This window comes from Mesorhizobium sp. NZP2077 (assembly GCF_013170805.1).
GTDB lineage: Bacteria > Pseudomonadota > Alphaproteobacteria > Rhizobiales > Rhizobiaceae > Mesorhizobium.
The window spans coordinates 4141442-4163274 of the sequence record NZ_CP051293.1; the positions used below are offsets into that span (position 1 = coordinate 4141442).

Here is a 21833-nt window from a genome sequence, read left to right on the forward strand (position 1 = left end):
GTCAAAGCCGACAGAGAAATCGGCATTTTTGGCACCCCGCTTGCGGAAACGCAGAGGTCTCCGCAAGCGAATCTCGGTGGCCGCCCGGCCACTGAAGCTTAGTGCAGACGGCCGCTGGCGTGGGCCAGCATGGTGTAGACCTTGCCGGTGTCCGACGTCAGGTAGGTCTGCGCCATGATGTTGTCGCGGTCGTTGCGCGAGACGTCCTTGAGCAGCTTCTCGAAGTCGTCGCAATACCGGTCGACGGCGGCGCGGAATTCAGCCTCGCCTTGATACTTGCGGCGGATTTCGTCGAACGTCTGCTGGCCCTTCAGCGTGTAGAGCCGGCGCGTGAAGACGTCCCGCTCGCCGCGCCGATAGCGGTTCCACAACTCGATCGAAGCATCGTGGTCGATGGCCCGTGCGATGTCGACGGAGAGCGAGTTCAGCGATTCCACGACATGCAGCGGCGAACGCTGGGCAGGGGCCGCGCGCGGTGCTTCAGCAGGCGCCGAAGGCGGTGCTGCCGGCCTGAGCTCCGCATCGTTCGACGCCGCGGTCAGCAGGTCACGCACCCAGCCGCCTTGCGGCGTGCGGGCGTTGGCGTCAGGACGCTGGCGCGGTGCCGCCTCGGCCGGACGCTCGAGATCGAGCGTACCGCGCAACGCGGTGCCGCCCAGTGGCGCCTGGGGTGTGCGAAGCTCCGGCTGCTGCGGCGCCGGCGCACGGCGCGGCGGCTCTGCGGGACGTGCCGCCGGCGCCTGCGGCGCCGGGCGCAGATTGCGTGGCTCCGCGCTATCGCCGCCGCCACGGCCGGACTTCGCAACGATGTCCGAAAGCTCCTTCAGGGCGTTGATCTGCTCGGAGACGGCGCGGCGGATGGCAGAGGTCGATTCCTTTGCCTCTTCCGGCATCTCGATGACGCCTTTCTTGAGCTCGGCGCGGGTGAGGTCGAGTTCGCTCTTGATCGAGCTCGCGGTGCGCCGCATCTCGTCGGTGGCATCGGCGAAGCGCTTGGTCGCCGAATCGACGACGTCGGTGATGGCGTTGCGGATCTTGTCGGCCGACTCCATCGTCTTGCCTTCGGCGTTCTGCAGCGTCTGGCCGACGAGGTTTTCGAACGAGCGCATGACCCTTTCGAGATCTTCCGACTTCTTGACCAGGCCGACGGCGAGGTCTTCGAGCGACGACTGCCTTTCCAGCGTGTGCTCGAGGTTGCTCTGGGCGGAGCTCAACAGGTCCGAGGCACTGGCCAGCAGGCGGCTGTGTTCATCGAACTTCGTGGCGATCGAGGCCACTTCGCGCAAGGTCGACGATGACAGTTCCGTCAGCCTTGTGGTGTTCGAATCAACCAGACGCGCCGAGCTGGCGAAGGTCTGCGCCGCCTTTTCGGTGGTCGCCGCGAAGCTCTGCGTGCTGCCGCTCAGGCGTTCGTCGACCTGGCCGAGGTTGACCGCGGCCTGCTCGATCAGCTGACCGAGCTGCGAGCTGGACTTGGTCATGCGGCCGATGAGATCGGCAACACTGTCGGACAGCGACGAACGGGCGCCTTCGACCGCCGACAAGGTCTCGGCGGTGCGGCTGGCGAGCGCGTTGACAAGGGCAGCATTCTCGCTGCGCAGCTTCTCGGTGGCGCGTTCGGTGACCTCTTCCATGCTCTTTTGCAGTTCCGAGCCACCCTGGGCGAAGCGCTCGACCAAAGGTCGCGCGGTTTCGTCGAGGATTTTGGACATTTCGGCCGACCGCGCCGCGAGCATGGTGTTGAGTTCGCGGGTGTTGGTGCCGATTGTCTTGGCGGCATCGTTGGTGCTCTGGCCGATATGCTGGCCAACCGCGGTGAAGGTCTCGGCGATCACATTGGCACGCGAAACGAGCTGCGCCTCGGCGGTCGACACCTGCTCGTTGAGCCTCTGGCCCATTGTCTCCGTGGTGTAGGCCAGCCGGTTCTCGACGCTGGCGATCTGCTCCTCGACACGGGCGGCCGCGGCCGCCGCGCTCGATGCAAGACGCTCGTCGGCGCCGGCAAGCGCCTGCTCGATTTCGCGGGCATGCACGGCCATCTCCTGGCCGGTCTGGCGCGCACGGTCGGCAACCCTCTGCTCGGTGCTGGCGAAAGCACCGACGATGGTCTGCGCATGCTCGCCGATCGTCGACGTGCTGTCGGCGATGCGCGAGACCAGGCGCTGGTCGGCATCGTCGAAGATGCGGCCGATTTCCGAAGCACGGTTGGACAGAGCGTCCGAGCCTTCCGCGATGCGTGAAACCAGTTGCTGGTCGGCGGCATCGAAGATGCGGCCAAGATCCGACGCGCGGGCGGCGAGCGCTTCGGCCGATTCGCCGATGCGCACGCCGAGCCGCTGGTCGGCGCTTTCGAAGTTGCGCAGGATGTCACCGGCGCGGGCGGCCAGCGACTGTGCCGTCTCGACCGCGCGGGCAACCAGTTTCTGGTCGGCCGCGTCAAAGGCGCCGGCAATCTCGTTTGCACGGGCGGCCAGATGATCCGCGGTATCCTGAGCCCGGGTGGCCAACTGGTTGGTGGTTGCCTGGGCGCGGGCGGCGAGCTTCTGGTCCGCAAGGTCGAAGGTGCCGGCGATTTCGCCGGCGCGGGCGGCCAGCTGGTCGGCGGTTTCATGGGCACGGGCCAGCAGCGAGCTGGACGTGTCGTCGGCACGGGCCAGCAAGGCGTTCGATGTATCTTCCGCACGGGCGTGGAGGCGACGATCGGCCTCCTCGAACGTGCGGGCGATGTCTTCGGCCCGTGCAAGCAGGGCGGCGGACGTCTGCTCGGCGCGCTCGGCGATCTTGCGGTCGGCGTCGCTGAAGGCCGCACCGGCCTGCTCATGCAGCGTGCTGGTGACCTCCAGGACCTTTTCGCGCAAGGCGCCGGCAACGAAGACCGCGCTCTTCTCGAGCACGCTGCGGACGTTGTCGACGCCGGTCGAGAGTGCGCGCTCCATGGTTCCGGCGCGTTCCTCGATGATGCCGGTCTGACGGCTGAACGCCTGCTCGATCTTGTTCACATCGGCGGCGATCGCGGCCGAAATGTCGGTGCTGCGGGCGGCGATCTGGTCGATGTGGCCGGACAGCGAGCGGTCGACGTCCTTGCGGGTCTCGGCAAGCTTGCCAAGATCGTCTTCCAGCGCGCGGGTGAGCATGTTGCGGCCTTCGGCCAGCTTGCCGACATGGCCGGCGATGATACCGTCGATCTCGCCGCGGCTTTCGGTAAGCTTCTGCAGGTCGGCCTCCAGCACCCGCGAAAGCTGCCCGCGATCTTCCACCAGCTTTTCCGACTGGCTGGATATGACACCCCTGATGGTGTTGAGGTCCGATTCCAGCGCGCGCTTGAGAATGTCGCGGCCTTCCGCGAGCTTCTCGACCTGGCCGGCGACCAGACCGTCGATGCTGGAGCGGCTATCGGCCAGCTTGGCGAGATCGGCTTCAAGGGCGCGTTTGAGAACGTCGCGGCCTTCGGCCAGCTTCTCGACCTGGCCGGCGACCAGGCCGTCGATGCTGGAGCGGCTTTCGGCCAGCTTGGCAATATCGTCCTCGAGGGCTCTCGACAGAGAAGAACGATCCTGGACGAGCCTTTCGGCGTGGCTGTTCACCAGGCCACTGACGCTCTCAAGGTCGGCTTCCAGAGCTCGCGCGAACTGCGCGCGGTCATCGACCAGTTTCTGTGATTGGTCTGCAACCGTACCCCTGATCGTGTTGAGATCGGCCTCCAGCGCACGCTTGAGGATATCGCGGCCTTCGGCCAGCTTCTCGACCTGGCCTGAAACAAGCCCGTCGATACCCGAGCGGCTCTCCGCCAGTTTGGCGAGGTCGTCTTCCAACGCCCTGGACAGTGCCGAACGATCCTGGACGAGCCTGTCGGCGTGGGTGTTCACCAGCCCGCTGACGTTTTCGAGGTCGACTTCCAACGCTTTCGACAGGGTCGAGCGGTCCTGAACAATCCGTTCGGAGTGGCTGTTGACGAGGCTATTGACGCTTTCAAGATCTGCTTCGAGCGCACGGGCGAACTGTGCGCGGTCGTCGACCAGTTTCTGCGACTGGTCGGCAATCGTGCCTTTGATTGTATTCAGATCGGATTCGAGGGCACGCCGCAGAATGTCGCGGCCTTCCGACAGTTTTTCGACCTGACCGGCGACCAGACCGTCGATGCTGGAACGGCTGTCGGCCAGCTTGGCGAGGTCGTCCTCGAGGGCCTTCGACAAGGTCGAACGATCCTGGACCAGCCTGTTCATGTGGTCGGCGATGACGCTGTTCACATTCTGCAGGTCGGCTTCCAAGACCCGCGAAAGCTGTCCGCGGTCCTCCGCCAGCCTTTCAGACTGGCTCGAGATGACGCCCTTGATGGTGTTGAGGTCCGATTCCAGGGCGCGCTTTAGAATGTCGCGGCCCTCGGCCAGCTTCTCGACCTGGCCGGCGACGAGGCCGTCGATGCTCGAGCGGCTTTCGGCCAGCTTGGCAAGGTCGGCTTCGAGCGTCTGCGACAGCAGGCTGCGGTCATTGGCAAGCCGTCCCGAATGATCGTCGAGCAGGCCTCTGATGCCCGAGAGGTCGTTCTCGAGCGAGCGGCCGAGATGGCTGCGGTCTTCCACCAGCTTTGTCGAATGCGCCTCGATCAGGCTCTTGATGCCGGCGATGTCGTTTTCCAAGGCCTGGGCGAGCACCGCTCGGCCCTCGGCGATCTTCTCGACCTGGCCGGCGACCAGACCATCGATGCTGGCGCGGCTGTCGGACAGTTTGCCGAGGTCTGCTTCCAGCGCGCGCGACAGGATGTTGCGGCCTTCGGCGAGTTTCCCAACGTGACCGGCGACCATTTCATCAATGATCGTACGGGCTTGCACGAGTTTTCCGGAGTCTTCGTTGAGAGCGAGCGAGAGCCGGTTGCGGCCTTCTTCCAGCCTTTCCAGATGGCTGCCGAGCGACGCGTCGATGGCAGCGCGCGATTCGTTGACCTTGCGCAGATCCTCTTCGAGGGCGCGCGCGATGAGGGTGCGGCCTTCGGCCAGCTTCTGCACCTGGTTGGTCACCGCGGCATCGATGCCCGCGCGACCCTCGGCGAATTTCGCCAGGTCAGCCTGCATGGCGGCGGCCATGCGCTCACGGCTTTCGGACAGTTTGCGGCTGTGGTTTTCGACGGCTTCCTCGATGCCGACACGGGCGTCGGCAAGCCGCTGGATGTCGCTGTCGAAGGAACGCGAGACGACATGACGCGCCGCCTCCATGCGACCGGCGAAGTCGCTGGCGCGGGCCTCGAGCATGCTCGATGTCGAGGTGACGATGTCGGCCATGTCGGCGCCGATCTGGGTCTTGCCCTGATCGATCATCGCGGCCAGCGTGTCCTTGCTCTCGGCGAAGGTGTGGGCGATTTCGCGGGCGCGCTCGACCAGCGTTTCATTGATCTGGCGGGCGCGGGCCTCGAGCGCGGCGTTGAGCTTCTGGGTGCCGGTGTCCAGAGCCTCGGCGCGGGTCTGGAACTCGCTGATGAGCGCCTGGCCGCGTTCGGCCAGCGTGCGCTCGATGCCGTTGAGGCTGGCTTCGAATTCCGAATTGAGCGTGCGCGCGGCGCCGCCAAGCAGCGACACCATGCCGGTGGTGCGATCGTCGAGCAGATCGGTCAGCGACCGGGTCAGGCCGTCCGTCGTATCCGTCAGCTTGGCAATGCGCGTGTCGAGCAGGCTGGCGAAGGCCTCGCCGGAGGTCGAAAGCCTGTCGGTGATGTTATCAAGCCGGCCTTCCACGGAATCGAAGATCGACATCGAGCTTTCGTTGATGCGGTCGATCAGCGTATCGCCGGAATTGGTGATCGTCATCGACAGCTTGGTCGATGCGTTGAGGATCGAGTCGCGGATGATGTCGCTGGCAGCGCCGATTTCGTCCCGGAGCGTCTCATGCGCACCCGAAATCGAGGCGCGGACGCGCTCCGCATGGGTGACGACCGCCTCGCGCTCGCTGCCGAGCCCGTCGACGAGCGAACGGATGCGGGTTTCGTTTTCCGAATAAGAGCGTTCGATCTGGTTGACTTCGCTGTGGACCAGCGTTTCCAGTTCCACGGCGCGGGCAAGCGTGCGTTCGATGCCTTCGCCCATGGCCGCCACCTCGCGGCGAACGGCCTGGCCGATCATCATGACGCGATCCTGCGCCATGTTTTCCGGCTCGGTCAGGCGGAAGGCCACCTCAGTCATCGACTGAGCGGCAATGCGCATGTCCTGGGCACGGCGAATCATGGCCGCGAAGGCCCAGAACAGGATGATCGGCACGATCGCTGCGATGGCGAGGCCAATCAGTTCGGGACGGGCCAGGAACTGGTCGAGTGTGCGGATCCGCCAGATGCTCGGTCCGAACAGCAGGTTGGCCAACCCGCCGGCGCCCGCGATCCAGGCGAGCGAGACAAAGGCAATGATCCAGTAGACGGTGTTGGAGGCACGCCTGTTGAGGCTGTGCAGAAGCGTCTTGTAGTCCTTCTGACGATCGTCATTGGCCGGCGCAAAGCCGGTCTGCTGCGTGCCATTGCCATTGCGTGTCTCAACGGGACGCAGCTCGGCGGGCTTGGCCTTTGGCGCGGGCTTTGCGGCCTGATTGGCAACGGGACCCTGATTGGTGGCGGGTGCCGGCTTCTGGTTGCGCCCCTCGCGTGCCAGTTCGTCAGCGGCCTGGGATATCTGCGCTTCCAGATCTTCCATCGAAGCCGCGATATCGAGGTCGCCGCTACCGACATCGCTGCTGAGGTCGAGATCGAGCGCTTTTTCCAGTTCCCTGGCCACGTCGCTGTCGAGCGTTCTCGTCGTCGTCGTTGGTTTCTTCGCCATGCCTTCGCTACCCTGTACTAGCTGCCGCGGGCTTATAATTGTCTTTGTCGTACCCCCGCGCAGGAGGCTGAAAATGGACCCTCGTATCGTAATGACACAGGGGGATAAAGAAAACATGCATTCCGCGGGATACGTAAAACTTTAAATATAAGGTTAACGGAAGCGTGATTTGGGCGCCGCTTTCGCAACATTTTTCCCGGCCATGCATTAACCCGTTGTCCATTGGATTCGCCTAGTTTTCCAGGCGACCGAAGAAACGGAGTTCGAGTTCATGCGTGGCGAAAGCGGCATTGCCTTCTCAATGCCCGGGGGCGACGTATCGGGAACCAGGCAGTCCCGACCGGTCGATTTGGCACACCTTGCCCGGCAAACGATGGGCGACCGCGCCCTTGAGCAGGAAGTGCTGGCGCTGTTTGTACAACAGGCGCTGTCGGTGCGCGACAAAATAGTCGATGCCGACATCAAGGATAGGCTCCTGCTGGCGCATGGATTGAAAGGGTCGGCTCGCGGCGTCGGCGCCTTCGCCATCGCCGATTGCGCCACCGAGATCGAGCGGCGACCGGAAGACAACCAGACCCTCAAGCGGCTTGGCAAGCTGATCGACGAAGTGCGCGATTTCATCGCCGCCATCAATCGCTGACCCTGGTTTGTGGAAAAACGTCACGGAGCGGCGCTTTCGCGCGGCAGTTGACTTGTCTGCCGGAGTGATTATCTCGGCGGAAACTCTCAGGTGACAAATGACCAAGCTGACCTTCATCGCCCATGACGGCACACATTTCGACATGGACGCCGAAAACGGCTCGACGGTCATGGAAAACGCCATCCGCAACGCCGTGCCGGGGATCGAGGCGGAGTGCGGCGGCGCCTGCGCCTGCGCGACCTGCCATGTCTATGTCGACGAGGCGTGGACGGCGGAAGTCGGCGAACCGGAGGCGATGGAAGAGGACATGCTGGACTTCGCCTACGACGTCCAGCCGAACTCGCGGCTGTCCTGCCAGATCAAGGTGCGCGACGCGCTCGATGGCCTGGTGGTGCGGGTGCCGGAACGGCAGGGCTAAGGCGCCTTCGGCCCACGTTCCAATTTCTTTGATACTTGCTGCTTGGCAGCAGGCCACGGCTCATGCAGTCTCGTCCCATTCCCAAGGGGGCACATCGCATGACCGAAACAATCAAGACGGACGTCCTCATTGTCGGGGCAGGGCCTGTCGGCCTGTTCGCCGTGTTCGAACTCGGCCTGTTCGACATGAAGTGCCACCTGATCGATATCCTCGACCGGCCCGGCGGCCAATGCGCCGAACTCTATCCGGAAAAGCCGATCTACGACATTCCCGGCTGGCCTTCGATCTCGGCGCAAGGGCTGGTCGACAAGCTGCTCGAGCAGATCCACCCGTTCAAGCCTGACTTCACCTACAATCGCATGGTTTCCAGCCTTGAAAAGCTTGAGGACGGCAGCTTTCGCGTCACCACCGACGAGAACGAGGTGTTCGAGGCCAAGGTGGTGGTGATCGCCGCCGGCGGCGGCTCGTTCCAGCCGAAGCGGCCGCCGATCCCGGGCATCGAGCCCTATGAAGGCAAGAGCGTCTTCTATTCGGTGCGCCGGATAGAGGATTTTCGCGGCCACGACCTCGTCATCGTCGGCGGCGGCGACTCGGCGCTCGACTGGACGCTGAACCTGCAGCCGGTGGCAAAGAGCCTGACGCTGGTCCATCGGCGCCCTGAATTCCGCGCCGCGCCCGACAGCGTCAACAAGATGTACGCCATGCAGGAGATGAAGCAGTTGGGCTTCAAGGTCGGCCAGGTGACCGGGCTGACCGGCGCCGACGGCCAGCTGTCATCGGCCACCATCAAGGGCGGTCCGGACGGCGATATCGAAGTGCCATGCACGCGCATGCTGCCGTTCTTTGGTCTGACCATGAAGCTCGGGCCGATCGCGGAATGGGGGCTCAATCTCCACGAGAACCTGATCCCGGTCGACACCGAGAAGTTCCAGACGTCGGTGCCCGGCATTTTCGCGGTCGGTGACATCAACTGGTATCCAGGCAAGCTGAAGCTGATCCTGTCGGGCTTTCACGAGGTGGCGCTGATGGCGCAGGCCGCCAAACGCATCATCAGCCCCGGCGAACGCATCGTGTTCCAGTACACGACCTCGTCGACAAGCCTGCAGAAGAAGCTCGGCGTCTCCGGCTAGAGCTTTTTCTGACGCAATTTCCAAGGGAAAGCGCCATGCGCTTTTCCCGGGAAAGCCGTTTTACACTTTTCCTGGAATGCTCCTTATCCGCCAGGATCGGCGCCGGATTGTCGACATGACCGCGGAGCTCTTTCTCGGGCATCAGCGTCAGCGTGATGAGTCCCAGCACCAAAGTGGCGGCCGCGACGAGAAAGATCATCATGAAGGGTTGGACGGATGCGACATGTCCAGCCATCTGCACGCCTTCGCCGGCCAGTGGCAACCCAAAGCCCAGAGCGACGGCGCCAAGCATCGCGACACCCAAGGCACTGCCCAGCGAACGCAGGAAGGTCAGCACGCCCGTTGCTACGCCAAGGTGCATGCGATCGACGGCGTTCTGCACAGAGACGGTGGTTACGGGAAATGTCGTCCCGGTTCCCAATCCGATGCAGATGGTCAGCACTTCGACGACAAGCAGCGATGCATGGCCGGCGACAAAGGCCAGCAGGCCCATGGACAGGGAGGCGAAGATGACGCCGGTCATCGCGATGCGCTTGTAATGGGTGAAGCGCGGTATCAGGCGACCGCTGGAAGCGGCGCCGCCCACGGTTCCTAGCAGAAGGCCAAGCATCGCAATGCCCGACTGGCTGGCCGTCAGGCCAAGGATCGACTGCAGATAGACAGGCAGGTAGACGGCAACGCCGACGCTGGAGGCCTGGAACAGGAACATCGACAGTGTGCCGGCCAGGACGATCGGATTGCCCAGCACCTCGAGCGAGATGAGCGGTTCGGCGGCTCGCATCAAGCGCAGGGCAAAGGCGCTCCAGAAAAGGGCGGAGCAGGCCAGGACGCCAATGACTTTCGGGGATAACCAGGGGTAGGCGCTGCCGCCCCAGTTCAGCGCCAGCAGCAGCAGGGCCGTGGCCACAATGAGAAGCAACGCGCCAAGACTATCGATGCTGTGGTTCTTGGCGGCGATCGGCAGCTTCTTGAGTGGCTTATTGATGATCGCCATCGCAAGGAAGCCCAGCGGGATATTGATCCAGAAGATCAACGACCAGTGCAGATGTTGCGCGAAGGTGCCGCCCAGCAGCGGCCCGGCGACGCTGGCGACGGCCCAGGTGCCGGAGAACCATGCCGCATAGCGCGCCCGCTCGCGCGGCGGAACAAGATCCCCGACCACCGTCTGCGTCAGGGCAAAAAGGCCACCGCCACCAGCGCCCTGGATCGCACGTCCCAGGACAAGCACGAACATGTTGGGTGCCACTGCGCTGACCAGCGATCCGGCGAGAAAGATAAGGATTGCCGCATAGACGGTCGGCCGACGGCCATAGACATCGGAAATCTTGCCGTAGAGCGGCGCCACGGCGGTTGCGGTCAAAAGATAGCCGGTGACGATCCACGGCAGGTATTCGGCATGGCCAAGTGAGCGCCCGATGGTCGGCATGGCAGGCGCGACGATGGTCTGGTCAAGTGCTGCCAGCAGCATCGACAGGAGAACGCCGCCGATGATGGCGTTCTTCTCGCTTTCGGTCAGTGGTGTGGCCGCAGCCGCCATGGTCTGCTTGTCGACAGGCTGGTCCATAGTCTTTGTCCATGTGCTTTGCGCGCCATCCGGTCACCGATTGGGCTTGCCTGGTGCATCCGCCGCGCGATCGGTCGTGGTGCTCGTGCCTCGAAGGTTGTGCCCTGCCAACCCCGTCATATGTCGTTCCGTATAAGCCGATTTCGACCTCTACTCGAAAATTTTTCGAAGCTGGCACTACGCTTCGGGGTGGTTGGCCTGCGTTGGCGCCATCAGCTGCGCCGCCGAAATTCAGGCCGGTGGCGGCAACTGGCCATTCTCGATGCGCTGGATGCGATAGCGCATGAGCCGCAGGATACGGCTTTCGAAATTGACGCTTTCGACGCGATCGAACTGCACCTGGGCGCGGTCGTGGCTGGCGAGGACAGCGGCGGTGATCTCGGCCGCCTTGGCCTTGGCCGCGCCGCAATCCTTCTGCGGATAGGTCGCCTTCAGCGCGTCTTCCAACTGGCGGCCATAGTTCTTGGCGATCTCGACATGGCGTTCTTCGTGGCGCTTGATGTCGGCAGCCAGCGTATCCCAAAATAGCTTCACATCGGGGTCCGCCTTGCGCGGGCGGCGCCATTCCGGAAGGATCACCTTGACCTTGACGGTCACTGCCGCGTCGGCGATCCGGCAGGAGCCAGCCTCTTTTGCGTAGCTGATACGGGTGGTGAAGGCCATCTGGGTGGCGCCGGGGTGGCGCGAGCCCGTGCTTTTGACCTGCGGTCCATGTTTGGAGAGCTGGTTCTCGATGTCTTCGAGCGTGCTGCCGCCAATGGAAAAATAGCTGTATGTTTTCACCAGATTGGCCGCGCTCGCCGGGACGGGGGTCACGGCAAGTAGCAGCGCGCAAAGCAGGGATCGTTTCATCATATTGCCTCTTCAACCACCTTGCTTTACGGCCGTTGCCGGCGCAACGGAATTGATCCTTTGCGGATCACACATCGTTGATGAGCCTATGGTTGATATGCAATGACGGCGAGGCGATGGCAGCTGGCGCATGGACGCCATGTCGAGCTTGGCGGCAAGGCCGTGGTCGTCGGCATCCTCAACGTCACCCCCGACAGTTTTTCCGACGGCGGCCTGTTTGATGCGCCCGAAACGGCGCTGGCCCAGGCGCGTCGCATGATCGGGGAAGGGGCCCGGATTATCGATATCGGCGGAGAATCGACCCGGCCGGGTGGTGCCGCCATATCGGCCAGCGAGGAACAGGCGCGCATCCTGCCGGTGATCGAGGCGCTGGCGAGCGCCAATGAGGTGCTGATTTCAGTCGACACCTATCGTACTGAGACCGCGCGGCTGGCCGTGGCTGCCGGCGCGCATATCGTCAACGATGTCTGGGGCCTGCAGCGCGAGCCCGACATTGCGCGGGTCGCGGCCGAAACCGGCGCCGGGCTCATCATCATGCATACCGGGCGGGACCGTGAGAAGCTGCCAGACGTGATCGCCGACCAGTTTGCGTTCCTGGAAAAATCGTTGGAGATCGCGCGTCGCAACGGCATTGCGGACGATCGCATCGTGCTCGATCCCGGCTTCGGCTTCGCCAAGGAGACGGCGCAGGAAAATCTCGATCTGATGGCGCGGTTCTCCGAGCTTCATGCGCTTGGCTTTCCGCTGATGGCAGGCACCTCGCGAAAACGCTTCATCGGCACGGTCACCGGCCGTGATGCGGCCGACCGGGCTGTCGGGACGGCGGCGACCAGCGTCATTCTCAGGCTCAAGGGCGCGCATCTGTTTCGCGTCCATGATGTCGCAATCAACGTGGACGCGCTGGCCGTGGCGGATGCTATGCTGGCCCGTGAAACCGCCGCACCAGGACGCTGAGCCATGTATGTCATCCGCCTGAAGAACTGCGCCTTCTTTGCCCGGCATGGCGTGCTCGACGAGGAAGAGGCGCTCGGCCAGCGTTTCTACGTCGACGCGGTGCTGTCAGTCGAACCCGGACGCGCGCTTGTCGACGACGCCATCGGAGAGACCGTCAACTACGGCATTGCCTTCACGGTGATCGAGAAGATCATCACCGGCGAGCGGCGCTTCCTGATCGAGGCCCTGGCGATGGAGGTGGCAAAGGCGCTGACGGAGCGGTTTCCGCAGATCAGGAGGGCCGAAATCACCGTGCGCAAGCCGAACGCGCCGGTGCCCGGCGTGCTCGATTATGTCGAGGTGACCGTTGTCTGGCCCGAATAACACCGTCTACCTCAGCCTTGGCGGCAATCTGGGCGATCCGGCGGCCTCGATGGCGGCGGCGCTACGCATTCTCGACGCCGATGCCGACACGCGCGTCACCGCCGTCTCCTCGCTCTACCGCACGCCGCCCTGGGGCAAGCTCGACCAGCCGGATTTCCTCAACGCGGCCGCCGAATTGTCGACGCTGCTCTCGCCGCGGGCGCTGCTCGACCTTTGCCTCGATGCCGAGCGCAAGCTGAAGCGGGTGCGCGAGGAGCGCTGGGGGCCGCGCCTGATCGATATCGACATTCTGGTGTTCGGCGAGCGCGTCATCCATGAGACCGGGCTGGAAGTGCCGCATCCGCGCATGCTGGAGCGCGCCTTCGTGCTGGCGCCGCTGGCCGAGATCGCGCCGGACCTTGCCGTCGCCGGGCGAAGCGTGTCGGAGCGATTGGCTACGGTCGAGACATCAGGCATCGAACGTCTGACGTCCGGTCGGGATTGGTGGCTGACCTGAGCTTTTCGTTAGGTGGCCGCCGGTCGTCGTAGCGATCAGCCGGAGAATCCGCCTTCGTCGAGAAACGCCTGCTCCTGCGGTGTCGTCTCGCGGCCAAGCATTTTGTTGCGATGCGGAAATCGGCCGAAGCGCCGGACGATATCGCGATGCTCCAGTGCGTATTTCAGGTTGAACTCGGCCTTGGCGGTGTGCAGTTCGACCGAAATGTCCTGATCGGCAAGGTTTTCCGCGTGCTCAAACGGCAAATACAGGAACACGCGGACTTCCGGTTCCAGCGCCAGGTCATGCCCCGCCGTGACCGCTTTTTCAGCGAAATGCCTCGCCAGCGGGTCGGTCGCGTACATATGGCCGGTGCCGCGAAAGCAATTGCGCGGAAACTGGTCGAGCAGGATCATCAGCGCCAGCGAGCCTTCGGCATGGCCGGACCAGGCGTCGCATTCGCGCCGCGCGGCGGCATAGTGCAGGTCGAGAAAGCGGTCGCGGAAATCGGCATCGAAAGCCTCGTTCTTCTCGAACCATGCATCCTCGCCGGCGTCACGCCAGAATTTAGTGACCGACAGGGCCCGGCTGTCCAATTCCATGCATGTCTCCCTGTTCAATCGGCAGTTTCGGGTTTGTGCAGAACGCCGGCCGTCTCCTCGTTGAGGGCCTGACCGGGGCGGCGCGGCGTGGAGAGCGGTGTCGGAATCGGCGTGCCAATATTGCCTCGCAAGAAGCGTTGGCCGGCGCGGATGCCTTCGGCGAGCTGGGTTTCGAACCGGTCGTTGTCGCGGCGCCTGACATCCTCGATCGTTTCAGCCACGTCTTCAGGATCAACGCCAAGCGATTCCAGGGCCGAGCCGCCAAAAACCAGAGCCGATTCGAAGGTCTCGCGCAGCTGATAGTCGACGCCGGTGCGGATGAGTTGCAGAGCGGTGCCGCGATCGAAGGCGCGCGCCAGCACGGTCAGCAAGGGAAACTCAGCCTTGACGAGTTCGGCGATGCGAACGGCAGCATCGGCCTTGTCGACGCAGATCAGCACGGCGCGCGCCTGGCCAGCGCCCGCGGCGCGCAGGATGTCGAGTCGCGTGCCGTCGCCATAATAGACCTTGAAGCCGAAATCGGCCGCCGCCTGGATCATCTCGACATCGTTGTCGATGATCGAGACGTCGATGCCGCGCAGCAGCAGCGGCTGGCTGGCGATCTGGCCGAAGCGGCCGAAGCCGATGACCAGCACACTGCCGGTCAGGCCGTCGGCGACATCGACCCTGTCGAGCGACTGCTCGTCGCGCGGCGTGATATACCGCATGGCGATAATAGCCAGCGGCGTCAGCACCATGGAGATGATGACGATTGCCGTCAGCGTCGCGTTGGCGTTGCTGTCGATGATGCCCACGGCAGCGGCGGCGGAGTAGAGGACGAAGGCGAATTCGCCGCCTTGCGCCATGAAGACCGCGCGTTCCAGCGCCTCGCGATGGCCTGTTTTGAGGATGCGGGCGACGATGTAGATGCCAAACGCCTTCATCACCATGTAGGCGACGACGTAGATGGCGATCAGCTTCGAGTTCGCGGCCACCACATGCAGGTCGAGCGACATGCCGACCGCCAGGAAGAACAGGCCGAGCAGGATGCCGCGGAACGGCTCGATGTCGGCTTCGAGCTGATGGCGGAAGGTCGATTCGGACAGAAGAACGCCGGCCAGGAACGCGCCCATCGCCATCGACAGGCCGCTTAGCTGCATGGCGAGCGCCGATCCGAGCACGACCAGAAGTGCCGCGGCCGTCATCACCTCACGGGCACGGGCATCCGCCAGGATGCGGAAGAAGGGGTTGAGCAGATAGCGGCCGGCCAGCACCAGTCCGACGATCGCGGCAAGGCCGATGCCGACCTCGGTCAGCCTTTCCGACAGGCTGGTGTCGGCGCCGCCTGGCGCCAGGAACGCGATCAGGGCCAGCAGCGGCACGATGGCCAGATCTTCCAGCAGCAGGATCGAGACGATGCGCTGGCCTTTCGGCGAGGCGATTTCGCCGCGTTCCTCGAGAAGCTGCATGACGATCGCCGTCGAGGTCAGGACGAAACCGGCGCCGGCGACGAAGGATTGCGAGATCGGAAAACCGCCGGCCATTCCCACACCGGTCAACAAGACCGCGCAGACGCCTACTTGTAGCGCGCCGAGCCCGAAGATTTCGCGACGCAGGCCCCAGAGCCGCGATGGCTGCATTTCCAGTCCGATGATGAACAGGAACATGACGACGCCGAGTTCGGCGACATGGAGGATGGCTCCCGATTCGGAGAAGACGCCGATGCCGAACGGGCCGATCACCACGCCGGCGGCCAGATAGCCGAGGATCGAGCCGAGGCCCATGCGCTTGAAGATAGGGACGGCGACGACACCCGCGGCAAGCAGCGCCACCACTTGAATGAGATCGCTGCCTGATGTTTCTACCGCCATTCCCACCGTTCCGTTCGTTCGAGGACCGCGGCCAGTGCGGTCAAAACCATGGCGATGCGCGGATCTGGGGATGCGCTGGGACGCCGTAGCACTTTGATTTTGCGCATGATCCGATCCGAAAATCGATTCCGATTTTCAGGTCTCGCGCCTGGCCGGGAGGATAGGGGCTTCGGCGCGAATCGAACAGCCTGAATCCGGGCCGGACCAATATTGCAGGCGCGTTACACAAGTTTACGCCATGCGCGCGTTGCTTGTTGCCACAATCGAAGGCTAAGGACGCTCGGCTACGGCCATTGGAGGGTGAGCGACGATCAAGTCGCGCCCTTTTGAGGAGATGACTGACATGAAGAAGTTTTTGTTTGTTGCCGTCGGCCTGGCGGTGCTCGCCGGTTCGGCCTGTTCGAAGGCGCCGGAATGCACGACCGAGATCGCGACCAAGAAGGCGCAGGACATGGCTGCCGCGCTGCAGGAAGCGATCACCAAGGATCCGTCCAAGGCGGCTGACCTGACCGCCAAGGTCCAGGCGGTGACAACCAAGTACCAGGGCGCCACGACCCTTGCCGACGCCTGCAAGGCGTATGACGAGGTGACGGCTGCCATCAAGGGCTAAGCGCCTGATTCGACTGGTTCAAGGGGGCGGTGGCGATGGGCTGCCGCCTCTTTGTTTTTGGGGGATGTGCTAGGGCGCCATACGCGCTCAGTTCGGAGCGATGGAGCCGACTTCGACCGCATCGACGCGCTTCAGGCTCATGCCGATGACCGGCACCAGCTGGTCCTGGACACGCACGGCAACGGTCACGGTCATCGAATTGTCGTCGGGAATGCGGGCCTGCATGACGCCGCGCAACTGGTTGCGGTTGATGGTGAAGACCACCTTTCGGGCGTCGACAACGTTGCCGCCGATGATGTCGAGGCCGGAACCGGCAGCGCCGCCCATGAAGGAACCCTTGTAGTCGCGGCCCTTGCGCTCGATCTTGGCCGACATCGGCTGGGTGAACATGCCGACCCGGCAGCCGCCGTCCAGCGTCATGCCCATCTTGCCGTCCGGCGTGGAGCCGGTGAAGCTGCAGTTGAATTTCGTGCCCTTGTACTTGCCGGCGACGATTTCGCCTGGGCCGACCCATTTGCCTTCGGCCGACTGGAAGAACTGCTTGTCCGGTTCTGTAGCAGAAGCCCCCGAGGCGACACCGACGACTGCTGTGATCGCGACAGCCAGGGGCAAGACGCTGGACAGAATTACGCTTTTCATCGACGACACCCGGCAACAAAGATGCTGTTTGGAACCGGTTTGACCATGAAGAAGATTGGTTAATGCTTCGTCACTGCGGGGCCTCGAAACCGCGATCCGTTCACCGTCCCGAAGAGCAAAACGCTATCTGCCGGGGCCTGATGTCTCGGTGTCCTTCTTCGTGGCAAACGATGTCAGTGCCGAGAGGAAATCGCCCAGTCCCGGGCGCTTGGCGGCGCTGAAGGGTAAGGGACGCGTCGTTTCCATCGCCGCGATGCCGATGCGCGCCGTCATCATGCCGTTGACGACGCCCTCGCCAAGCTTGGCTGAAAGCCGTGCGGCCAGCCCATGGCCGACGATCTGCTGGACGAAACTGTCGCCGATGGCGATCGAGCCGGTGACCGCCAGATGCGCCAGCACGCTGCGCGCCAGGCGGAAGAAACCCAGCGTTCCCGGCCGTCCGCCATAGAGTTCCGAGAGGCGGCGAATGAGGCGCCCGGCCTCGAACACGACATAGGCGACGTCGACGAGCGCACGCGGGCTGACCGCCGTCACCAGCGAGACACGTTTGGCGGCCTCGAGAATCATCACCTTTGCCCTGGCATCGAGGGGGCCAAGAATTTCCGCTTCGGCCAGACGCACCAGATTGCCGCCGTCGATGATTTCGCCGCGCAGTTCGGCCAGTGCGCGCCGGCCGGCCGCGGTCTCGGGCTTGGCCGCGACGAAAGCCGAAAGCTCGTCGACCACCGATCGTGCGGCCTTGGGATCGTCGCGCGCGATGGCATCGAGCGCGCGTTTTTGCAGCTTTTCGACTTCGGCGAGACGGGCGATGGCCAGGAATTCGCGGATCAGGATCACCAGGAGCGCCAATACGGCGATCACCGCCATGCCGGCGGCCAGCCAGCCCAGCCATTCGGCGCGGGCGAAGAGATCGCGGATCAACTGGTCGGTCCACAGGCCGACGGCCAGCGAAACCAGCACGCCGATCGCGCCAAAGAAGATGCTGCCGAACAGCGAGCGTTTTCGGGGGGCGATCGCCGGCGGCGGTTCGGCGGCAATGATGTCTGGCTCGTCGAAGACGTCGACCTCGGCCGGCATGACCAGCGCGACATCGGTCTTCATCGCGCGGGGTTTGCGCGTGGGGTCGGCCTGCCGCGTCTTTGACGTCTCTTGCGTTGGCGCGGCTTCCGGCTCGATGCGGAATGCCGCCGGCTTACGGGGCGCGATCATGCCAGATGGTCTCCGATCAGGAACTGCAGGGCACGGTCGAGCCGGATATGCGGCAAAGACAGCGTAACGCCTTCGGCCGTGCGTTCGAGTTTTGGCGGACGGAACCGGACAAAGCGGATTGCCGGGTCCTCGGAATCCTGCCGGTGATCGGGACCCGAAGTATCGAATACCGCATCAATCTTTTCCGGCAAGTCACCGGGGAATATGGCTGTTTCGGTCTTTCCGTCGAACGTCTCGCCGTTGATCCGCTCGCCGGAGATCGGCGTGCCGATGATGACGGGCAATGTCTCGCGGCCCTGCTTGACCGTGCCTTCGCGGGTCGCCCGCACCGCCGCCATGGCGACCACGTCGACATCGGCGCCGGTGAAATTCGCCCGCGCCACGGCACGGTCGGCCAGCCGCCGCACGATCGCCTGCAACCGGTCATGGCTTTCGTGATGCAGGTGATCGGCCTTGGTCGCTGCGATCAGGATGCGGTCGATGCGCCGCGAGAAGAGGTCGGTGAGGAAGCTGCCCCGGCCAGGGCGGAAACAGCTCAGAATCTCGGTCACGGCGCGCTCGAGGTCGGCCATGGCGCCGGGGCCGGCGTTCAGTGCCTGCATGGCATCGATCAGCACGATCTGGCGGTCCAAACGCGTGATGTGTTCGCGGAAGAAGGGCTTCACGACATGCGTCTTGTAGGCTTCGTAGCGCCTCTCCATCATGGCGTGCAGCGATCCCGGGCGCGGACGCCTGTCGAGGCCGGCCAGCGGCGCGAAGGTCAGCGCGGGCGAGCCTTCGAGGTCGCCTGGCATCAGGAAGCGACCGGGCGGCAGGGTCGAAAGCGCGCGTTCGTCGAGCTTGCAGGCCTTGAGATAGGCGGCGAAACTTTCGGCCAAGCGCCGTGCGGTCATCTCGTCGGCGTCGGCATTCGGATCGATCTCGGCCGAAATCGCTCGCCAGGCCCGCGAAAGATCCTCGCGCACCGGCAAAGTGGCCATCTCGATGGCCTCACGTGAAAAATCGGCGAAGGATTTGCCGAGCAGCGGCAGGTCGAGCAGCCATTCACCGGGGTAGTCGACGATATCGACCGACAGTTTGCCGGAGGAGAACATGCGGCTCCAGCCGGAAGCCGCTTCGTATTCGATGGTCAGCCGCAGTTCCGAGATGGCGCGTGTCGAATCGGGCCAGACGCGGTCGTTGACCAATGCGGCGATGTGATCCTCGTACTGGAAGCGCGGCACGGCGTCGTCAGGCTGTTCTTCGAGGAAGGCGCGCGCGATCCGCCCGGATTTCTGCGCCTCAAACAGCGGCGGGCGTCCGCCATGGATCAGATTGTGGACCAGCGCGGAGATGAACACCGTCTTGCCCGCGCGTGAAAGACCCGTGACACCCAACCGCATCGACGGCGAAAAAAGCCCGGTGGCGCGTCCCGACAGCGTATCGAGGGCAATTCTTGCCTCGTCGGTGAAGGTGGTCAGCGATGATGCCAAAATGTGATCTCTCGGGCTTGCGTCCGTCCGATATAGGCGTTGGAACCCGGCTTTGAAATGGCGCCGGAAATTGGCATCTAATCGATGCTAGAGATCGGCCGGTGTCAGAAACGCTTCGAGATAACCCGCTTCCTGGCTTGCTTTCGCCAATTCGTCCAGAAAACGAACCACCGCCAGGCCTGAGGTCGGGAAACCGTGATTGAGCAGCGCACGCGCCGTCTCGTCGCCATCGCCCGAGACCGCCATGGCAAGGTCCTCCGTCATCGGGTTGTGGCCGATGACCAGCAGTGAACCCGGCCCGCCATGCTCCCGGATAAGGCGCAGATAGCCGGCGGCGTCTTCGCTGTAGAGCGTGTCGAGAAACAGCACCTTGCCGGTATCGGTCTGGCCGGCCAGGCCTTCGAGCGTTTCCTTGGCGCGCCTAGCGTTGGAGCACAATGTCAGGTCGGGGACATAGCCACGTGAGCGCATGGCGGTGCCCATGATCTCGGCGTCGGCGCGGCCGGATGGGTCGAGCGGGCGATCGAAATCACGCATGCCGGGCAGCGCCCAGCCGGCCTTGGCGTGTCGCAACAGATAGAGCCTGCTCACCCAACCTCCAATGATGCCGATGCCGAAGCGGGATTGCGATTAGCCACGAGAAGGGCATTGCGCACAATGGTCCATGTTCTTGCGGGCGAGCAATTGCGCATAACACTACGTGGCAAAGGGTTGCGGCACTTTCGCCATCGAATCAGCGGCATGCCGTTCGAGCGCGTGCCGCCAGGGCACATTAACAATTGCGTGAGTCGGTGGCCGATTGCGCTTGTGCAGGCGTCGGGCGGCGAATATATAGGCGCGAAATTTGGGGCAGTTTGGGTGAGTCGAATGAACGACATCGTTACCGCCGATTACGTACCCTCCGAAGACGAGCCGTTCATGAACGAACGGCAGAAATCCTACTTCCGCCTGAAGCTTGTTACCTGGAAAAATGACATATTGCGCGAAGCGCGCGAAACTCTCGAAATCCTGCAGCAGGAAAACGCCAACCACCCCGACCTCGCCGACCGCGCCTCTTCGGAAACAGACCGCGCCATCGAGCTCAGGGCCCGCGATCGTCAGCGGAAACTCATTTCAAAGATCGATTCGGCGCTCCAGCGCATCGATGAAGGCACTTACGGCTACTGCGAGGAAACCGGCGAGCCGATCGCGCTGAAGCGGCTTGACGCGCGTCCGATCGCCACCTTGTCGATCGAAGCGCAGGAACGGCACGAGCGCCGCGAAAAAGTCTATCGCGACGACTGACGTATTGCTTCTGGGCCTGATCTCAGGCCAGTTGTAATGAAATTGTTATCAAAAAATGGCCGGGTTTCCCGGCCATTTTTGTTGGTGCGTGACAAATCGATTGCAGCAAACGAAAGCAAATCTCGGCCAGATTACCGGCCGGGCGGGGCGCCTCAGGCGCCAATCATCTCTTCTGGCTTGAGAGTTCGCCCAGCAGCTTGGTCATCTCATCGTCGAGCGACTGCGGCGCCTTGGCTGCCGGTTTGCCCACCGGACCGCCGGAGCGGGGCTGGTCGAGCGAAAATTCGAGGTCCTTCATCAACGTTTCGTCGATGCTGTCCTGCCTTGGCGGCGGTGGTGGCGCGTGCCTGATGGCATTGGCGTTGGCGGAGCCGTAGGCAGGCAGCGGCGTAACATTGGTCGATTGATAGGCCTGCGTCACCGGTTTTGGTGCGGGCGCCGGGGCCGGTGGCGGCGCTGCCGGGCGCGGGCGGGCAGGCGGCGCGGCCGCGGTCATCGGTTGCGGCACCGGTGCCGGTCGTGCCGGTGCGTGAGCCGGCTGAGGCGGCCGCGGTTTGGCCGCCGGGGCCGCGGTGGCCGGGACAGGCTGCAGGCCGCCATCTCCCGTCAGCGCCGGACGGCGCGGGGCGGCAAGACGGATGTCGCGCTCGACGACGACGTCGGTCGGGCCGCCAATCAGAAGCAGGTGCTCGATGTCGTCGCGGCGCACCAATACCAGCCGGCGATGGCTGTCGACGGCGGTGGCGTCCATGACGGCGAGCCGCGTCTTGCGGTTCCGGCCACCCGCGACAAACGTGCCGAAGGTCAGGTTGCGCACGAGCCTGATGATGACAAGCACGATGACCAACAAGATCAGCGCCGCGAAGGTCCACAGGAGTGCCGCCGCATAACCAGGGCCCGCCACGCTATCCAGCCACTGCATTGGTTTCCCCTGATCGGTTTTGGAAAGTGACGCGACACTAGACCGTTGCGACTGG

At 63.8% G+C, this 21833-nt stretch carries 18 protein-coding genes; 8 read left to right on the top strand and 10 right to left on the bottom strand.

The features are described from left to right. Positions 1-98 precede the first annotated feature (98 nt). On the bottom strand, positions 99-6794 hold the full coding sequence (locus tag HGP13_RS20570) for a kinesin (RefSeq protein WP_172228631.1): 6696 nt from the start codon (positions 6792-6794) through the stop codon (positions 99-101). Positions 6795-7065: 271 nt separating this feature from the next. Between HGP13_RS20570 and HGP13_RS20575 the strand changes: the two genes are divergently transcribed. The 3 genes from HGP13_RS20575 (at position 7066) to HGP13_RS20585 (ending at position 8982) form a co-directional block, all read left to right on the top strand. Next, entirely contained in the window at positions 7066-7434 is a 369-nt protein-coding gene (locus tag HGP13_RS20575) for an Hpt domain-containing protein (RefSeq protein ID WP_172228633.1), read from the top strand. Between the two features lie 97 nt (positions 7435-7531). Beyond that, a complete protein-coding gene (locus HGP13_RS20580) occupies positions 7532-7852 on the top strand; it encodes a 2Fe-2S iron-sulfur cluster-binding protein (protein WP_027044661.1) in 321 nt (106 codons plus the stop codon). A 98-nt stretch (positions 7853-7950) separates the two neighbouring features. Beyond that, the gene (locus tag HGP13_RS20585) at positions 7951-8982 is read left to right on the top strand and encodes an NAD(P)/FAD-dependent oxidoreductase (protein WP_172228635.1); all 1032 of its coding nucleotides are present in this window, start codon (positions 7951-7953) and stop codon (positions 8980-8982) included. On the opposite strand, the gene HGP13_RS20590 is transcribed toward HGP13_RS20585, so the two are convergent. Both HGP13_RS20590 and HGP13_RS20595 read right to left on the bottom strand, forming a co-directional pair. Beyond that, positions 8903-10546, bottom strand: coding sequence for an MDR family MFS transporter (locus tag HGP13_RS20590; RefSeq protein ID WP_246707075.1), 1644 nt, complete (start codon positions 10544-10546; stop codon positions 8903-8905). The two genes, HGP13_RS20585 and HGP13_RS20590, sit on opposite strands and share 80 nt — an antisense overlap. A gap of 231 nt (positions 10547-10777) precedes the next feature. Continuing rightward, positions 10778-11401 (bottom strand): DUF922 domain-containing Zn-dependent protease, encoded by a 624-nt coding sequence (locus HGP13_RS20595; protein ID WP_172228637.1) that lies wholly within the window; start codon positions 11399-11401, stop codon positions 10778-10780. A gap of 99 nt (positions 11402-11500) precedes the next feature. On the opposite strand from HGP13_RS20595, the gene folP reads away from it, so the two are divergent. Genes folP through folK form a run of 3 tightly spaced genes read left to right on the top strand, consistent with a single transcriptional unit; the run spans position 11501 to position 13211 of the window. Then, the gene (folP, locus tag HGP13_RS20600) at positions 11501-12352 is read left to right on the top strand and encodes a dihydropteroate synthase (protein WP_172228639.1); all 852 of its coding nucleotides are present in this window, start codon (positions 11501-11503) and stop codon (positions 12350-12352) included. A 3-nt stretch (positions 12353-12355) separates the two neighbouring features. After that, positions 12356-12715, top strand: coding sequence for a dihydroneopterin aldolase (gene folB, locus HGP13_RS20605; protein WP_172228641.1), 360 nt, complete (start codon positions 12356-12358; stop codon positions 12713-12715). Further along, positions 12699-13211, top strand: coding sequence for a 2-amino-4-hydroxy-6-hydroxymethyldihydropteridine diphosphokinase (gene folK, locus HGP13_RS20610; RefSeq protein WP_172228643.1), 513 nt, complete (start codon positions 12699-12701; stop codon positions 13209-13211). Before folB ends, folK begins: the two co-directional genes overlap by 17 nt. Positions 13212-13246: 35 nt before the next feature. On the opposite strand, the gene HGP13_RS20615 is transcribed toward folK, so the two are convergent. Both HGP13_RS20615 and HGP13_RS20620 read right to left on the bottom strand, forming a co-directional pair. After that, positions 13247-13792 carry a DUF924 family protein gene (locus HGP13_RS20615; protein ID WP_172228645.1) on the bottom strand — a complete coding sequence of 182 codons (546 nt, stop codon included), beginning with the start codon at positions 13790-13792 and terminating at the stop codon, positions 13247-13249. Between the two features lie 14 nt (positions 13793-13806). After that, positions 13807-15642 carry a monovalent cation:proton antiporter-2 (CPA2) family protein gene (locus tag HGP13_RS20620; RefSeq protein ID WP_172228647.1) on the bottom strand — a complete coding sequence of 612 codons (1836 nt, stop codon included), beginning with the start codon at positions 15640-15642 and terminating at the stop codon, positions 13807-13809. A 343-nt stretch (positions 15643-15985) separates the two neighbouring features. Here HGP13_RS20620 and HGP13_RS20625 point away from each other — a divergent pair, with 343 nt between their 5' ends. After that, the gene (locus HGP13_RS20625) at positions 15986-16252 is read left to right on the top strand and encodes a hypothetical protein (protein WP_172228649.1); all 267 of its coding nucleotides are present in this window, start codon (positions 15986-15988) and stop codon (positions 16250-16252) included. 87 nt (positions 16253-16339) lie between these two features. Here HGP13_RS20625 and HGP13_RS20630 read toward each other — a convergent pair whose 3' ends face one another. From HGP13_RS20630 to HGP13_RS20645, 4 genes are all read right to left on the bottom strand, one after another. Beyond that, positions 16340-16891 (bottom strand): hypothetical protein, encoded by a 552-nt coding sequence (locus HGP13_RS20630; RefSeq protein ID WP_172228651.1) that lies wholly within the window; start codon positions 16889-16891, stop codon positions 16340-16342. 123 nt (positions 16892-17014) lie between these two features. Next, a complete protein-coding gene (locus HGP13_RS20635) occupies positions 17015-18100 on the bottom strand; it encodes a YcjF family protein (RefSeq protein WP_172228653.1) in 1086 nt (361 codons plus the stop codon). Beyond that, the gene (locus HGP13_RS20640; protein ID WP_172228655.1) at positions 18097-19572 is read right to left on the bottom strand and encodes a YcjX family protein; all 1476 of its coding nucleotides are present in this window, start codon (positions 19570-19572) and stop codon (positions 18097-18099) included. Before HGP13_RS20640 ends, HGP13_RS20635 begins: the two co-directional genes overlap by 4 nt. Before the next feature lie 87 nt (positions 19573-19659). Then, positions 19660-20163, bottom strand: a complete 504-nt coding sequence (locus tag HGP13_RS20645) for a histidine phosphatase family protein (RefSeq protein WP_172228657.1) — start codon at positions 20161-20163, stop codon at positions 19660-19662. Positions 20164-20439: 276 nt separating this feature from the next. Between HGP13_RS20645 and dksA the strand changes: the two genes are divergently transcribed. Then, the gene (gene dksA, locus HGP13_RS20650; protein ID WP_006202025.1) at positions 20440-20856 is read left to right on the top strand and encodes an RNA polymerase-binding protein DksA; all 417 of its coding nucleotides are present in this window, start codon (positions 20440-20442) and stop codon (positions 20854-20856) included. Positions 20857-21019: 163 nt separating this feature from the next. On the opposite strand, the gene HGP13_RS20655 is transcribed toward dksA, so the two are convergent. After that, on the bottom strand, positions 21020-21778 hold the full coding sequence (locus tag HGP13_RS20655) for a flagellar biosynthetic protein FliO (protein ID WP_172228659.1): 759 nt from the start codon (positions 21776-21778) through the stop codon (positions 21020-21022). Between the last annotated feature and the right edge of the window lie 55 nt (positions 21779-21833).